The sequence below is a fragment of the Rhodohalobacter sp. SW132 genome, assembly GCF_003390325.1.
Taxonomy (GTDB): domain Bacteria; phylum Bacteroidota; class Rhodothermia; order Balneolales; family Balneolaceae; genus SW132.
In genome coordinates this window covers 91,235-106,105 of sequence record NZ_QUOK01000015.1, presented here as the reverse complement: position 1 = coordinate 106,105, position 14,871 = coordinate 91,235, and the positions used below count along the sequence as shown (strand labels likewise).

The following is a 14,871-nucleotide window of genomic DNA, read 5'->3' as shown; positions in this document are numbered from 1 at the left end:
AAGAACTCATCACTAAACACTGATCTCTTCAAAAAGCCGATCATACTCATCAATCACCCGTTTCCAGTCCAGGTGTTTGTTGATATTCTGGAGGGATGATTTCGGGAGAGGTTTCATCTCACCGGTCAGCAGTTTTTTCATGATGTGGAAGAGGTCATCTTCTGAATCATAGAGAACCGGAGCGTGGAGAAGTGGTTTGTGCAGGGTATCTGGTATCAGCTCGGGATAGTGGAGAGCGTTTGGCACAAGCGGGTGGCAGCCGCAGTAGATTGCCTCCATAATTGCAACACAGAAAAATTCATGGGATGCGGTTGAAACCACAATATCGCCTGAGTGGAGCAGCCGGCTGTAGTTTTCTACATTTTCCACGTATCCAAAATGGGTGATCTGATCTCCAAACCGTTTCCAGGCGCGCTCAAACTCTTCCGGTTTCTGATGTTTTGTATCGCCGGCAAGAATCAGGTCGAACTCCAGATCGATATCATTCAGACGGTTCAGCACTTTGAAAAACATGCCGGGATTCCGATCAAACTGCCAGCGCTGATTCCAGACAATCACCGGACGCTCATTTTTTGACCGGATGTCGGGCTGCTCATCAAACACGCTCAGGTTCAGTCCGGGATAAAATACACGGCTCTTATCGCGTATCTGCTGAATCGTGTTGAAATATTTGTCATCAGGAAAATGGTCGAGAAACCTCGGAAGTTCATCCAGCAGATCATCCAAATGAAAACGGGTGGTAAAGAGAAGTTCATCAGCCGAAAGCATGCTCAGGTAGTTGATATAGCTATAGGTCATGTCACGATCTTCACCATCCGGCAGCGGCTGCGTGAGCTGATTTTCGTGCATCATCATCACCTTGGGTGTATATGCAAACCGCGGATTGGTGAGCGCCAGGAAAGCGGGCAGGTTGGTCATGCTGCTCACCAAAAGCAGATCGATCTTCTCTTCCACATGGGAGGTCATCTCGGCCAGTTTCACCGAGTCGCCATGCATTCTCCATTTCCATCCTTTGTAGTTCAGTTTAATGGGAAGGATGTTGTGAGAGCTGTTTTCACGCAGCCCGTCCAGAAACGCTTTGTGAGATCCGCTGTAAAAAGGTTCTACCGCAAGTATGTTCAAGATGGATGGTTTGGTTTGATTTATTTGATCTGTTTAACCCTTCCGGGAAAATGGGAATATAGTAATCCGCATCTCATCAAAAAAATGACTGGACTATATCATCCGTTCCTTATAATTGTTTCGCACCAAAAACTTGTCGTCGGACAGACTAATTCTCATTCGTACAGTCTGAATTTTTGAATCTGTTTTACTTTTCTATCACTCTGATACCAGTCGTTTGCGACGAGTTCGAGTTCATCTATCAAGCAGTCTCCGAAATCTGTTGTTTTCAGCCGGGTAATGGCAGTTATAAATGCTTTTTCATTTACTAAGGGTCGTTTGAACCGAACTGCAGTTATGTGAGCTGTTTGAAGATGATATCGTGTATCAATCGAATTCTTAAGTTCTGTTTCCCTGAATGTTTCTCTCAAGTTATTTCTAATAGAATTTAATTGATTGTCATTCGGAAAGTCCTGGATTAAAATACTGGATGGCGAAGCTGTTAAACCTCTGAACGTCAGTCGGAAAGGGGAAATAGATTTTACAGCCTCCTGGATAATTTCGCAATACTCTGAAGGATTGATCTGATCGAGAGTAAACCCCGGATAGCAGGAGATTATAGACAATACCGTAACATGCAGATCCGATTTTGGATAATAATATTGATGTGGAGCAACCTTTCGTAATGTTTCTTCCATAGCCTGAATTTTCTCTTTTACATGCGAGGCTGGGCGGGCAAGTAACGTAATTCCATAACGAGTATCATCATCTGACTCAATGAATGGATCATAGATAAATTTACCCGTTTTGAATTTTTGAATAGAGCGGTTCCAAAGAGTATCGTAATGTGATCCTAATTTCATAAGGAAATGCAGATTGTTGGATGATTAATCGGATCATGCAGATAAATTATACCCTCAATTCATACATTAGCATCCTTTGTAGTTGTCTGTAGAATTCTGGGAAATATCCCTCGTACGAATCCTTCCTTGTATCACCGAAACCGGTTCTGAATCTCGTCCATCGGCATGTAGATGAGCGTTGGCTTCTGAAGCGGATCGTGATACGGCTCTTCGCAGGCAAAAAGCTGATCAATCAGCATCTCCATCTCCGATTCTGTCAGCACTTTCCCCCGCGGAATGGCCGTGCGTGCGGCAAATGCGATCGCCACTTTTCGGCGTGAATCAACCGACAGCTTTTTGTCGAGGCTGCGGTACTGCTGCAGCATGGCGCGAAGTACGCCCTGTTCATCCCCGATATCGATATCAGCCGGAACCCCGTTAATAATGGCTGTATTTCCGCTGAGCAGTTCAATGCTGAATCCCATCCTCTGAATGATGTCGTGGAGTTCTTTTAGAAGCGAGAATTCTGTAGCGTTCAGTTCAACTGTTTGTGCAAAAAGAAGCTGCTGCGTACCGGGGAGGGATTCTTCTGTAGCGCTGAGTGTCTTTTCGTAGATTATCCGTTTGTGTGCTGCATGCTGATCGATCACACAAAGTCCCGTACGCGTTTGTGTTAGAATAAACCGGTTGTGAAGCTGCCAAAACCCTTTCTCTTTTTTTTGAGGAGATGCCGATTCTGTCCGTTCTTCTTTCTCTGCACTAAATGCCTGTTCTTCTTCCGGCGAACCATAAAGTCGGTCAGCTTGCTCCTCTCCGTCCCCGATACGTTCTCGGCGGTTTATACGTGACGGAAAACTAAAATTCTCCCCGCTCCCGCCGGATGGTTTTTGTCCGCCGTACCCCCGGTTCGTATCGCGGCCGGAACCCTGAGGAAATCCCGAGGATCCTCCCCCATGTCTGCCAAAATGTTCAAAACTGACGTCAAAATCCTGTCCGGATGATTCAGATCTTTGACCTTGCACATCAGGTACGACAAAATATTCGTTGATCGCTTTTTTCACGACCGATCGGGTCAGCTGAACCACGCTTCGGTCATCCTCAAATTTCACTTCCATCTTTGCGGGATGCACATTCACATCCACCATCGATGGATCGATTTCCAGGAAAATCGCATAAAAAGGGTATTCATTTTTTCGGGTCCACGCATCAAACAGACTCAGCACCACATAGCTAAGGGAACGGTGCTGAAATGGCCGCCCGTTCACAAAAAGAAACTGCTCTCCCCGGCTTTTTTTTGCCAGTTTTGGATCGGCCAGAACGCCGCTGATTTTCACATAGCTGGTTTCCTCACTGAACGGAATGAGACTGGCGCGATACCGTTTCCCAAACAGTTCGGTGATACGCTGTTGAAGTGACTGCGCCGGAAGCTGGTAAATTTTATCGCCGTCTGCGTGCATCTCAAAGGCGATCTCCGTATTTGCCAGGGCCGCGTGATGAAATGTTTTGATTATGTGACGCAGTTCGGTTGCATCGGTTTTCAAAAACTGACGCCGGGCAGGAACATTAAAGAACAAGTTCCGAATAGCAATTGATGTGCCGTCGTCAGTTGCCACGGGTTCAAACTTTTTCTCCTCACCGCCCCAGATCTCAAGGAGTGTTCCGGCCTCATCCTCCACACGTTTGGTTTTCAGCTCAACCTGCGATACTGATGCAATTGATGCCATCGCTTCCCCTCTGAAGCCCATCGTACGGATCTTAAACAGGTCGTCGATTGATTTAATTTTTGATGTGGCATGGCGTTCAAAACAGAGTCGTGCATCCCTGGCTGACATACCGCAGCCGTTGTCGATCACCTGAATCAGCGTTCGGCCGGCCTGCATCACAATTAGTTTAATGCGGTCGGCACCGGCATCTACGGCGTTATCGAGAAGTTCTTTGGCTACGGAAGCGGGCCGCTGAATAACTTCGCCCGCTGCAATTTTGTTGGAAAGTTCGGGTGGCATCGATTCAATGATCGAATTGTCCGTCTCACTGCTAATACTCTTCAAATGCTTCTGAATTGCGTACGTGATTAATAATTAAATTATCAAAGTAAAGAGATGATCCATACCACAACAGATAAACCAACAACATAAATTAGTATACGTCCGCTGTATCTGTCTTTCCGCCGGTTTACTTTAATGCGGATCCGTTTTCTTCGCTTTTCATCCTCTTCAGGATTGTAATAGCGAAGGGGCATATTAAATCTTCTGGGCTTTGGCCGGTGGCCAAACATCGGTTTAATCATAGTTCTTCCGTTTATTTCACTTTTAACGAAGCGCAGGCAACTACATTGTAAATATACAATTTGCCATGATGAATGTGCAGTGGAATCCGCTTTTATTTTAACATCCGGTCGTTCAGCAATAGGTTCTTTTTTTCACTATTTTCTTTTGAGCTAATTCCAAACCTAAAATCACAAAGATGAGTTTTGAAAAATTAGAAAAACCTACCCAAGGAACAATTATCGAAAAAAAAGCCGATGGATCGCTGAATGTTGGCGACGATCCCATTGTGCCATACATTGAAGGCGACGGTATCGGCATCGATATTTCTCCCGTAATGATTCATGTTGTTGACAGCGCCGTTAAAAAGGCGTTTGGCGGTAAGAAAAAAATTAACTGGTTCGAAGTATATGCCGGTGAAAAAGCGCTTAAGAAGTACGATAAAGACACCTGGCTGCCGGAAGATACACTAAAAGCTTTTACCGATTACAAAGTCGGAATTAAAGGACCTCTCACCACACCGGTAGGCGGCGGAATCCGTTCACTGAACGTGGCGATTCGTCAGAAGCTGGACCTCTACGCCTGCGTGCGTCCTGTTAAGTATTACACCGGTACACCCAGCCCGGTAAAGCAGCCTGAACTGACCGACATGGTGATTTTCCGGGAAAACACGGAAGATATCTATGCCGGAATTGAGTATCAGACCGGCACTCCCGAAAACGACAAGCTGAAGAAATTTCTGATGGATGATCTTGGCACAAAGAACATCCGCTTCCCGGATACCTCGTCTCTCGGTATTAAGCCGATCTCTATTGAGGGAACCAAGCGCCTGGTTCGATCTGCAATCCGGTATGCCATTGATCAGGGACGCAAAAACGTAACCCTGGTACACAAAGGCAATATCATGAAGTTTACCGAGGGTAGCTTTAAGAACTGGGGATATGAAGTAGCAAAAGAAGAGTTCGACGCTAAAGTTATCGGCGAAGGGCCCTGGTGCGAATTGCCGAACGGTATTGTGGTTAAAGATGTGATTGCTGATGCCTTCCTGCAGCAGATTCTTACCCGTCCGGATGAATACGATGTGATTGCCACAATGAACCTGAATGGCGACTATATCTCCGATGCACTTGCTGCCTGCGTAGGCGGTATTGGTATCGCACCGGGTGCAAATATCAACTATGAAAGTGGAATTGCCGTATTTGAAGCTACTCACGGAACGGCTCCTAAGTATACCGGACAGGACAAAGTGAATCCCGGTTCACTTATTCTTTCTGCTGTAATGATGCTCCGTTATATGGGATGGGGCGAAGCCGCAGACCTGATCGAAAAAGGCCTCGAAGCTTCTATCAGCGACAAAAAAGTCACCTATGACTTTGAACGCCTGATGGAAGGAGCCACTCTTCTGAAGTGCTCAGAGTTTGGTGAAGAGATCATCGAAAACATGTAAAATGGTCCGGTTTTTCAAAACTGAATCAACAAAAAACCCTGCCCGTTTATGGCGGGGTTTTTATTTTCAAATCTATTCAACCTCACCTTGCTATGGCAAAATTAGAATGTCGCAATTTTGTACCATTCTGAATGATTCCAATGCTTCATCTGTTTTGAGTTTCAGTATGGGCATTAACCCTAACCGTGGCGTTTCTCCACACCTAATGTGTGTCAGACAGCCTGGATAAGTACGATTTGCAGTTTGAATCATGAAGAAGTTGAGCAAACAGGAAGCGCTTGAAATTCTTCCCCTCGTCGTTGATAATGAAGCGACTGAGAGCGAAAAAGTTGCGTTCTTTCAATATATACAACAGGATACCGAGATAAGAAAACAGTATGAGAGCATGCTTTTTATCAAGCAGCTTCTCAAGACGAAATACTCTCCTGACCAGGCACCGGATTACCTTAAGAAAAAGATATCCGGTATGATTAATGACCTGAAATCCGATTCCGATGAGGATAAAAATTCTGACATCCAATCTGGAAGTTCACCTTCAAATGTATCGATCCCCGGTGCTAAAGAGTCTTCAAAAACAGAAGATGAAAATGGTAAAGGCAAAATCAATACAATTCTGAAACCTGCCCGGTATCTGATTGCTGCCAGTGTGATATTTTTCTTTTCCCTGGTCACAATTGAGCTCCTTGAAAAAACCTCTTCAAACGGCCTTTATTCCGTTCCTTATGATATTGAAGAGGTTGCACTTTCTCACTTTAATACCGGATCCCATGTCTCATCCTCCATCGCTTCGTTTCAGCCGGCTTCTATCGAACATGCATCGGAGATTATTGAAGATGAAATGGCCCATAACCTCAGGATGCCCACCATTTCCGGTGCAGAACTAAGAAGCGTTTATTACACTACTTTTGCTGATGGATTTACAACCCCGGTCCTGGAGTTTTATCAGTCCGGGATAGAAGAAACTGTTCATATTTTTGCATTTCGGATAGATGATCTTGAAAAAAAACGGAATATGGAGCGAGATCCTGAAGCAGTTAAGCTGTGTAATACGTATGAAGACTATCATGTGAAAGATATTGAGGGCAAGCATGTGGTTTCATGGAAATGGGGAGATTACTGGTACACAGCCGTTTCCAATCATAATGGAAACGATCTTATTGCCCTTTTGGAGCCGTCTAATCCGTACTGGAATAATGACAGTGATGGATGGTAATCTGAGATCGATTAATGATGTCTTTTTTGATGTGTCCCCCCTTTTACTGCGGGCATCACTCCTGACTCACCCCCGTCCGCTCTCTAACGCGCCCTGGCGGGACTTGTCAGAGAGCGGAGCTTGGTAATGAATCTTTTTCCAACCCGGATTGTCAGGGATTTTAAGCTACTTATGACTTAAAGTTCTTCGAGCCCTCTATAAACCCTTAAGTCGAACTCTTCAGTTTTTCGCACATCCAAAAGTTCGCGTATTTTCTCATCGGAAAGATGCTGCAATCCACCTACTGCGAGATACCGGATCCTGGGGTCGCGGTCAGTAATAAGATCATCAATCCGATTCTCCCATCCCTGCTGCGACTGATCGAGATCCAGAATAAGTTGCAGTGACCGGCTGCGCAATTCATAAGGAAATTCGGTGCTTAAAAATGTATCCGCCAGCTGAACAGCCCGTTCTTCACCGCCTTTTGATGATAACGTCTCGAGCAGCAACGGAACCTCATAAAGTGTCGATTCCTGAACAATCAGGGATTCGGTGATCGTTGTGAAGCGGTCGAGGTCGGTGATGGCGGCAAGTGAATGAATCGCTTCTCTTCTCATGGTTTCATTTTCTGATGAGCGGATGATCGACTGCAATCTGCTGATCACCATATCATTTTCACCATAGGAGCTTAACGCACGCACTGCCTCAATCTGAACACGCTCCGGATGATCGGAACGAGTACGGCTGAGAAACATATCTGATGTTCCGCTGGCACCGTCCGTAACAAAAGAAAGCGTCCTTAAAATTTCGGCATATACGTCCGCATCGGATTCATCCTCGATAATATCGAGCAGTGCGAGCTGAAGATCGGGGTTATCAGAATAATTTCTTAACCCGGCAGCTCCCTCCCTCCTGTCCTTTGGGGATTCTCCATTACGGAGCTGGTGGATCCAGAACATAAACGGTTTATCCAGTTCAAGATCAATATCATCCCGTTCTTCAATTCTCAGCAGAAGGTTTTCGATATCAGCCGGTACACTCAGTACAATTTCATCGGTGCCACCTGTAAATGTAAGTTCCCGCTGCCGGCTTTCGTTAAATGTGAATTCAGTGACTTGCACTGTAACCAGTTCATCGAGTGCATCTCCCAGTGCATCAAACTTTAGTAAAACTTCCCCTTCAGCTTCGTTATGCTCAACGTTCACCGAATAAAGATAACGCTGTTCAATTTCCTCAACCGGTGCTTCAAAAACAGGCTTATCCGTCAAATACTGACCACTTTCCCGATATATCATGCGCGTGAAATCATTCCAGGTCAGCGGATATTCCCGTTCGTCAAAGATTGAGGAGAGAGATACTTCGATCCATTCCTTAACGGAAGGATTTTCACGAAGAAAGTGCCTGTACGTATGAACCGCACCGGGCCGGAGAGCATCATATTGTTCTTCCAGATCGGTATCAAAAACAGTAGCAGGCAGATTCAGGTCGAGTTTTTCGGCAAAGAATCCCATTAAAAGCTGCAATGCTTCCGGATCTTTCCACTCCATTTCACGCACCATTACACCGGCCCACTGCCCTGCGGTGCCAAAAATAATTTGTTCATCAATCGAATGATTTACATCCACAAGTACAGTTCCGGCTCCAAACGGCCGCTCTTCCCCAATCAGGTCATTGAGAATCAGGATATGAAGATCACTCAACGGGTACTCAATCCCCGTAATTTCAGTCAGTTCTTCAATCGTTTCAGCAGCAATATTTTGAAGGCGATACTCCTCCAGTTCAGTCCCGTTCGGCCGCTCTGTGTGAATATGATACCGTACGTTATCAATCGATCGTGAATCGGACTGAAATGGTCCTACTGCAAAGAATAGTGATGTTAACGGCACGGGATATTGAGACGCATACCGTGTTTCTTCCTGCTCCACTGACACCACCTCGTTAGATCTCTGCTGCCCTGTCATCACCATCGTCCGGGATGATGGATGCACTACGCGAAGATCTGTCGTTGCGGAAACGCCCGGGTGATCGAGAACCGGCAGCCAGTGACTGGTGGAAAGCGGAAGGCCGGAGCTAAAAATCGTTCCCCTGTAATTATTGAGTACGCCAAATACAGGCCTCGTGGAGTAGACAATCTGAAGAGTTGCGGTATCATTTCTGCTGTACTCTTCATCCAGAAAAATGGTGAGTTTACCCTCACTAAATTCAAAATCCATTGTTCGCTCATCCACCCGTATGTCCTCAACCTGCATACGTTCGGCATCTATCACTAATGAATCGGACGTTTCACCCAGAAAACGAATAGTGTAGGTAATATCCCCCCGAATTTCTGCCATTTCAGTAATTTCAAGCGTCCCCTCCAGATGTTGAAAACGGAAATCCATTGGCGGATATGCCGGATAATCGTGCTCTTGAGCAGATGTAGGAAGAGTTAATAAAATGGCAAATAGTAGTGTAAACAGAATAGTAACGTTTTTCATAATCTTGAATTAGTCAAAAAAAGCCAGAATTTCATTTTTCAGGGTCGGTTGTGTAGATATAGCACTGCCGTTATCAATTGTTTCATTTCCATCTACATCAACGTACACACCGCCGGCTTCTTTTATCACCGGCAAAAGAGCGGCAGCATCCCAGATGTTTAGAATGGGATCAAACATGATATCGGCACGACCGGTGGCCACCATCATATGACCATAGGCATCACCCCAGGTGCGGTGTAAACGCGTGGCAGACAACAGCTTTTCAAACGGCTCTGTAAATTGGTGTTTGTGAATATGCTCAATATCAGTTGTTAAAAATGTGGCACTTTCGAGTGATCCGCAGTCTCTTACCGAAACTTTTTCGCGATTCAAATAACACCCGGTTCCAGTTGCCGCCGAAACCATCTCGTTCAGTGCCGGTGCGTAAATCACACCAACTTCCGGTGTTCCGTTCACAAGAATTCCGATCAGCGTTGTGTAAAACGGCACTCCGTGAATAAACGATTGCGTTCCGTCGATCGGATCAAGCACCCACACAAAATCGGCATCCTCATTCTCCTTCCCAAATTCCTCACCGATGATCCCGTGATCTGGGAATCGGCTTTTAATCGCTTTTCGCATCAGCATTTCTGCATTGCGATCGGCATTGGTTACAGGTGACCGGTCTTTTTTGAATTCCAGGTCGAAAGATTTTTTAAAAAAGTTAAGTGTAGAATCACCGCCTATGCCGGCGATCTCCACCGCCGCCTTGCGAAGAGAATCGGGGTTAAAATCCATCAGGGTTTATCAATGATTATGGTTATTTTTACAGACTTTGAACGAATGCATCTGCATGAGTTCTTTGGAAAGTTTGGTTGATGGGTTTGGGGAAATTCCCACTTGGGGTCATCCCGGACTTGATCCGGAATGACGCGGTTTTCACCGGATCTTTCATCCTTAACCAAACTTTCCAAAGAACTAAAAGCTATTAAACAGATAAAGATACAATTTCCATGACCGATTCTCAGATTTTTGATCACATTGCAGGCACACTTCAGCTTTCTGCCAAACAGGTCAAAAAAGTGGCTGATTTTATTGATGAAGGGGCAACTATTCCATTCCTTGCACGATACCGACAGGAGGCAACCGGCGGACTTGATGAAGAGCAGCTCCGGGCTGTGCGCGATCAGATTGAAACCCGCCGTACGCTGGAAGATCGCAAAAAAACGATTCTGAAAGCGATCGACGAACAGGACAAACTCACTCCGGAACTTGAAAAGAAGATAAAAGCGTGTACCGATATAAAAACGCTTGAGGATCTTTATCTGCCGTATAAAAAGAAGCGAAAAACCCGCGGCGATATGGCAAAGGAGAAAGGCCTGGAGCCGCTTGCCGAACTTATCTGGCAGCAGGAAATTGAAAAAGGCGACCCGCTGGAATACGCCAAAAAATATGTGAGCGACGAACACGAACTTCCTGACGCCGAAACCGCCCTCACCACCTCACTCGATATCGTGGCGGAGTGGATCAACGAATCCGTGGAGGTGCGTGATACGCTTCGTAAAATAATCCGGGAGCACGGCGTGATTGCCACCCGAAAAAATCCCGCAATTGATGAACGGACCAATTTTGAAGATTACTACGAATTCAGCAGCCGGGCCTCGCACCTGAAGCCGCACCAGGTTCTCGCAATCAACCGGGGCGAACGTGAAAATGTGCTGTTTGTCAATCTTGAGCTGATGGATAGCATCACCCTTGAAAAACTGGATGATGTGGTGATCAAAAACGATGCATCCATTTTTATCCCGCATCTGCAGGATGCCGTTGAAGACTCATACAAGCGGCTGATGCTGCCCTCTCTTGAACGCGAGCTCAGAAATGATCTGACCGAAACCGCTGACGAACACGCCATCGAAACCTTTGCCACAAACCTGAAAAATCTGCTTCTTCAGCCGCCGCTGAAAAACCAGGTGGTGATGGGGATCGATCCGGCGTACCGTACCGGCTGTAAAGTGGCTGTTATCGACCCGATTGGAAAATACCTCGGCGGAACCACCATCTACCCTACCCCGCCGCAGAAAAAGATTGAAGAGAGTGCAAAAGTGGTCAACAAGCTGATTGATCAGAACGGCGTAACGCTTTTAGCGATCGGGAACGGAACCGGCAGCCGCGAAACCGAACAGTTTGTGGCTGATCTGATTCAGGCCCGAAAAGAGAATCAGCCCGATGAAGAACTGCACTATTTGATTATCAGCGAAGCGGGGGCTTCGGTCTACTCTGCATCCACCGTGGCACGAGAGGAGTTTCCCGATCTTGATGCGGCCCAGCGCGGAAACATATCCATCGCGCGACGTGTGCAGGATCCGCTGGCAGAACTGGTGAAAATCGATCCGAAATCGATCGGTGTCGGTCTCTATCAGCACGACATCAACCAGGTTCAGCTTGCCAAAAAACTGGATGACGTGGTTGAAACCTGCGTGAACGAAGTGGGGATCAATCTGAATACGGCAAGCTCTTCACTTCTGACGCACGTATCGGGCCTGAGCCGAAAAGTTGCACGGAATATCGTCGATCATCGTGACAGTAAAGGCCCGTTCAAAAGCCGCGAAGAGTTGAAAAATATCAGCGGAGTGGGCGAATTTCGTTTTCAGCAGGCGGCCGGTTTTATGCGGATCCCCGAAGGTGCGCACCCGCTCGATAACACCGCCATCCACCCGGAAAGTTACGAAGCAACGGAGAAGCTCTGCAATCTGTTCGGGATTGATGTTGAACATCTTGGCGATCAGAAGCAAAAAATTGAGTCGGCGTTCGATACGATAAATACGGAGCAGGTTGCTGCCCAGATCGGTGTTGGCGTGCCTACGCTTGAGTTGATTATCGAAAACCTGCAAAAACCGGGACGTGATCCGCGGGAATCTCTGCCAAAACCACTGTTGAGACAGGATGTCCTGAAGATGGAAGATCTCAACCCCGGAATGAAACTTGAAGGCACCGTTCGAAACGTGGTCGATTTCGGGGCATTTGTGGATATCGGAGTAAAGCAGGACGGATTGCTCCATATCTCTCAGATGAGCAGCGGGCGACGCAGAATCGAGAACCCGCACGACGTCGTTTCCGTCGGGGATATAATCAACGTGGAAATCAAAAGCGTAGATACAGAACGCGGACGAATCGGACTATCTTTGGTAAAGTAGAAAATTATACATCACGTCAAGACCTGAGCTTAAATCGACAGGCAACAATGATCTTTTAATCCAAAACAAAATTCACAAAATGAATCCAATCGACATCACAACGGAAGCACAGGATATTGAACACAAACATCACCTGCCGATCTACCGGCGGTACCCGATTACGCTGGAACGCGGTGAGGGGTCACTTGTCTGGGATTACAAAGGAAATGAATACCTGGATATGCTTGCAGGAATTGCGGTTAACAACACCGGACACTGCCATCCCAACGTGGTGAAGGCGATTAAAGATCAGGCGGAAAAGCTGATTCACCCCTCCAATTTTTTCTACACCAAACCGCAAAGTGACCTCGCAAAACTTCTCTCCGAGCTTTCGGGATTAGAACGCGTCTTTTTCTGCAACAGCGGTGTGGAAGCACTTGAGGCATCGCTGAAAATTGCCCGGAAATTTGGTAATAATCACGGTAAAAAAGGTGAGATTATCGCGGTTGAACGCGGATTTCACGGCCGGTCACTGGCAGCAATCGCTCTCGGGAAAGAGAAGTATCAAAAAGGGTTTGCTCCAATCCCGTCCGGATTTAAAACCATCCCATTCAATGATATCGAAGCGCTCGAAAACGAAATCAACGACGACACGATTGCGTTTGCCTGCGAACCGATCCAGGGAGAGGGCGGAATTCATGAAGTCAGCGGCGAATATCTGAAAAGAGCCCGCGAGCTGTGCGATCAGCACAATGCACTCCTCTTTTATGATGAAGTACAGTGCGGAAACGGACGAACCGGTAAATACTTTGGGTTTGAACATCACGGCATAAAACCCGATATCATCGCCACGGCAAAAGGACTCGGCGGCGGATTCCCTATCGGGGCAGTCATGGCCAGCGAAAAAGCGGCCCAGGCACTCGATTACGGAGATCACGGAACGACATACGGTGGAAATCCTTTGGCGTGCGCGGCAAGCCTGGCGGCTGTCCGGACGATTCTTGATGAGGACCTGATGACCCAGGCAACCGAAAAAGGAGAGTACCTGAGAAAACAGATTACTGAAAAAACAGAAGGGCTCGGCCTCATTAAAGAGATCCGCGGAAGAGGATTAATGATCGGTCTAGAGCTGACGAATGAAGGCAAGCCTGTCGTGATGGAGATGCTGGACAACTACGTGATATCCAACGTGACCATGGACACCACAATCCGGCTCGTACCGCCGCTGGTGATCACCTACGAACAGCTTGATCGTTTTGTAGATGTATTTGTAGCAGCGCTGAAAAAGTGTGGAAAGAGTTAGAAATTTTCGTCCGGCGATTGCCCCGCAGGGATCGCTTGGCGGTATTTTTCGTCGGACGAATTCATGTGCCCACATTTCAGTGAAGCCTTCGACTTTGTCCCACTCGGTTTCTTCACCTAACTACGAGTCACATCTACTCATTGGAAAAAAAGTCCCAAAAGTTTTCGGGATCCGATGAAGGTATCTGCTTACCTGCCTCAAACAAATTATCGGGCACATCCACTCATCGGATGATGCGAATTCATCCGATGAAGATCACGAAACTATGCGTCGCAGGTGCATTATATTTGTAGAAAACCATGATAATCAAAAAATACGCCGAGGCGATGCATCTTGTTGGGTGAATAATATTATCCGAGGCGTAATGGAAGGAAATGAATTCGGGTTAGGCAGATATGGTATTTCTGATGGTTTTTAGATTTGCATATTTATTCCATCAAAAAAGGCATGGAAACATCTTCTGATCCTGTCTCATGAGAAATACCATATCTTTCCTTTTTGAGCATTCACAGGCTTATTAGACATGGTATTTCTGAGGACTCTGAGGTTTGCATAACAACTCACCTACCAAAGCATCAGATATTTGGACTGGATTGATTGCCCTGAGAAATACCATGTCTTCGGGGCGTTGAACCTAACTACGAGTCACATCCACTCATCGGATGAAGCGAATTCATCCGATGAAGATCCCGTATCTATGCGCCGTAGGTGCATTATGTTTGTAGAAAACCATGATAATCAAAAAAAGACGCCGAGGCGACGCATCATGTCGGGTATATAAAATTATTCGAGGCGTTACGGATGGAAATGAATTCGGATAAGGTAGATATGGTATTTCTGATGGTTTTTAGATTTGCATATTTATTCCATCAAAAAAGGCATGGAAACATCTTCTGATCCTGTCTCATGAGAAATACCATATCTTTCCTTTTTGAGCATTCACAGGCTTATTAGACATAGCATTTCTGAGGATTCTGAGGTTTGCATTACAATTCACCCACCACAGCATCAGATTTTTGGATTGGATTGATTGCCCTAAGAAATACCATGTCTTCGGGGCGTTGAACCTAACTACGAGTCACATCCACTCATC

Annotated in this window: 10 protein-coding genes; 4 read left to right on the top strand and 6 right to left on the bottom strand. The window is 46.3% G+C overall.

Annotated features, from left to right (window positions below; genetic code table 11):
- Positions 1-12: 12 nt before the first annotated feature.
- The 4 genes from DYD21_RS20145 to DYD21_RS20130 form a co-directional block, all read right to left on the bottom strand.
- The gene (locus tag DYD21_RS20145; RefSeq protein ID WP_116038824.1) at positions 13-1,122 is read right to left on the bottom strand and encodes a DUF3524 domain-containing protein; all 1,110 of its coding nucleotides are present in this window, start codon (positions 1,120-1,122) and stop codon (positions 13-15) included.
- Between the two features lie 155 nt (positions 1,123-1,277).
- Positions 1,278-1,964 carry a 2'-5' RNA ligase family protein gene (locus DYD21_RS20140; protein ID WP_116038823.1) on the bottom strand — a complete coding sequence of 229 codons (687 nt, stop codon included), beginning with the start codon at positions 1,962-1,964 and terminating at the stop codon, positions 1,278-1,280.
- Between the two features lie 131 nt (positions 1,965-2,095).
- Positions 2,096-3,991 (bottom strand): DNA mismatch repair endonuclease MutL, encoded by a 1,896-nt coding sequence (gene mutL, locus DYD21_RS20135; protein ID WP_233505598.1) that lies wholly within the window; start codon positions 3,989-3,991, stop codon positions 2,096-2,098.
- 38 nt (positions 3,992-4,029) lie between these two features.
- Positions 4,030-4,230 carry a hypothetical protein gene (locus tag DYD21_RS20130; RefSeq protein WP_116038821.1) on the bottom strand — a complete coding sequence of 67 codons (201 nt, stop codon included), beginning with the start codon at positions 4,228-4,230 and terminating at the stop codon, positions 4,030-4,032.
- Positions 4,231-4,406: 176 nt separating this feature from the next.
- Here DYD21_RS20130 and icd point away from each other — a divergent pair, with 176 nt between their 5' ends.
- Positions 4,407-5,654: an NADP-dependent isocitrate dehydrogenase gene (icd, locus tag DYD21_RS20125; RefSeq protein ID WP_116038820.1), complete on the top strand. Its 1,248-nt coding sequence runs from the start codon at positions 4,407-4,409 to the stop codon at positions 5,652-5,654.
- 250 nt (positions 5,655-5,904) lie between these two features.
- Positions 5,905-6,867 carry a hypothetical protein gene (locus tag DYD21_RS20120; protein ID WP_116038819.1) on the top strand — a complete coding sequence of 321 codons (963 nt, stop codon included), beginning with the start codon at positions 5,905-5,907 and terminating at the stop codon, positions 6,865-6,867.
- Between the two features lie 176 nt (positions 6,868-7,043).
- Here the strand turns inward: DYD21_RS20120 and DYD21_RS20115 are convergent, their stop codons facing one another.
- A complete protein-coding gene (locus tag DYD21_RS20115) occupies positions 7,044-9,323 on the bottom strand; it encodes a HEAT repeat domain-containing protein (RefSeq protein WP_116038818.1) in 2,280 nt (759 codons plus the stop codon).
- A 9-nt stretch (positions 9,324-9,332) separates the two neighbouring features.
- Complete coding sequence (gene hisN, locus DYD21_RS20110) at positions 9,333-10,100, bottom strand: histidinol-phosphatase (RefSeq protein ID WP_116038817.1); 768 nt, start codon at positions 10,098-10,100, stop codon at positions 9,333-9,335.
- Positions 10,101-10,315: 215 nt separating this feature from the next.
- Between hisN and DYD21_RS20105 the strand changes: the two genes are divergently transcribed.
- Both DYD21_RS20105 and DYD21_RS20100 read left to right on the top strand, forming a co-directional pair.
- Positions 10,316-12,496, top strand: a complete 2,181-nt coding sequence (locus DYD21_RS20105; RefSeq protein WP_116038816.1) for a Tex family protein — start codon at positions 10,316-10,318, stop codon at positions 12,494-12,496.
- Positions 12,497-12,575: 79 nt separating this feature from the next.
- Positions 12,576-13,778, top strand: a complete 1,203-nt coding sequence (locus DYD21_RS20100; RefSeq protein WP_116038815.1) for an aspartate aminotransferase family protein — start codon at positions 12,576-12,578, stop codon at positions 13,776-13,778.
- Positions 13,779-14,871 lie beyond the last annotated feature (1,093 nt).

Bases quoted from the DNA above. Each gene is read 5' to 3' on its own strand.
- DYD21_RS20140 (WP_116038823.1), bottom strand. From the start codon at position 1,964: ATGAAATTAGGATCACATTACGATACTCTTTGGAACCGCTCTATTCAA.
- DYD21_RS20130 (WP_116038821.1), bottom strand. From the start codon at position 4,230: ATGATTAAACCGATGTTTGGCCACCGGCCAAAGCCCAGAAGATTTAAT.
- icd (WP_116038820.1), top strand. From the start codon at position 4,407: ATGAGTTTTGAAAAATTAGAAAAACCTACCCAAGGAACAATTATCGAA.
- DYD21_RS20120 (WP_116038819.1), top strand. From the start codon at position 5,905: ATGAAGAAGTTGAGCAAACAGGAAGCGCTTGAAATTCTTCCCCTCGTC.
- DYD21_RS20115 (WP_116038818.1), bottom strand. From the start codon at position 9,323: ATGAAAAACGTTACTATTCTGTTTACACTACTATTTGCCATTTTATTA.
- hisN (WP_116038817.1), bottom strand. From the start codon at position 10,100: ATGGATTTTAACCCCGATTCTCTTCGCAAGGCGGCGGTGGAGATCGCC.
- DYD21_RS20105 (WP_116038816.1), top strand. From the start codon at position 10,316: ATGACCGATTCTCAGATTTTTGATCACATTGCAGGCACACTTCAGCTT.
- DYD21_RS20100 (WP_116038815.1), top strand. From the start codon at position 12,576: ATGAATCCAATCGACATCACAACGGAAGCACAGGATATTGAACACAAA.